At 40.9% G+C, this 1011-nt stretch carries 1 pseudogene; it reads right to left on the bottom strand.

Annotated features, from left to right (window positions below):
• Positions 1-1011, bottom strand: a pseudogene (locus L2586_RS24365) (hypothetical protein); the annotation flags it as partial.

The raw sequence follows: 1011 nt of genomic DNA, 5'->3' as shown, positions 1-1011 counted from the left end.
AGATCGTACACTCATCACTCACTGCACTTCCTGACTCTGCCAAGAACTGCGCTTCTGTTATCAATACTTCTACATCACTATATGCTAGTGCTGTTAATCCGCCATTGGTTATTTGTGATTCATCACACCCTTCTACCGTAATATCACTTGGACAAGTGACTACTGGTGCGGTCGTATCATCTATTGTGATGGTCTGTACACAGATCGTCTCATTCAAACATGGATCTAATACTCTGAAGGTTCTGGTCACTGTATATGGACAAGTCCCTGATACTACATCTACATAGTATACTTCAAAGATCGTACACTCATCACTTACTGCACTTCCTGACTCTGCCAAGAATTGTGCTTCTGTAATCAATACTTCTACATCACTGTAGGCTAGTGCTGTTAATCCACCATTGGTTATTTGTGATTCATCACAACCTTCTACTGTGATATCACTTGGACAAGTGACTACTGGTGCGGTTGTATCATCTATTGTGATGGTCTGTACACAAATCGTCTCATTTAAACATGGATCCAGTACTCTGAAGGTTCTTGTCACTGTATATGGACAAGTGCCTGATACTACATCTACATAGTATACTTCAAAGATCGTACACTCATCACTCACTGCACTTCCTGACTCTGCCAAGAACTGTGCTTCTGTTATCAATACTTCTACATCACTATACGCTAGTGCTGTTAATCCGCCATTGGTTATTTGTGATTCATCACACCCTTCTACTGTGATATCACTTGGACAAGTGACTACCGGTGCTGTGGTATCATCTATTGTGATGGTCTGTACACAAATCGTCTCATTTAAACATGGATCCAGTACTCTGAAAGTTCTGGTCACTGTATATGGACAAGTCCCTGATACTACATCTACATAGTATACTTCAAAGATCGTACACTCATCACTCACTGCACTTCCTGACTCTGCCAAGAACTGGGCTTCTGTTATCAATACTTCTACATCACTATATGCTAGTGCTGTTAATCCGCCATTGGTTATTTGTGATT

Source organism: Portibacter lacus (assembly GCF_021533215.1).
GTDB lineage: Bacteria > Bacteroidota > Bacteroidia > Chitinophagales > Saprospiraceae > Portibacter > Portibacter lacus.
Note: the sequence above shows the minus strand (reverse complement) of the source record. Positions and strands in the feature narration are given on the sequence as shown.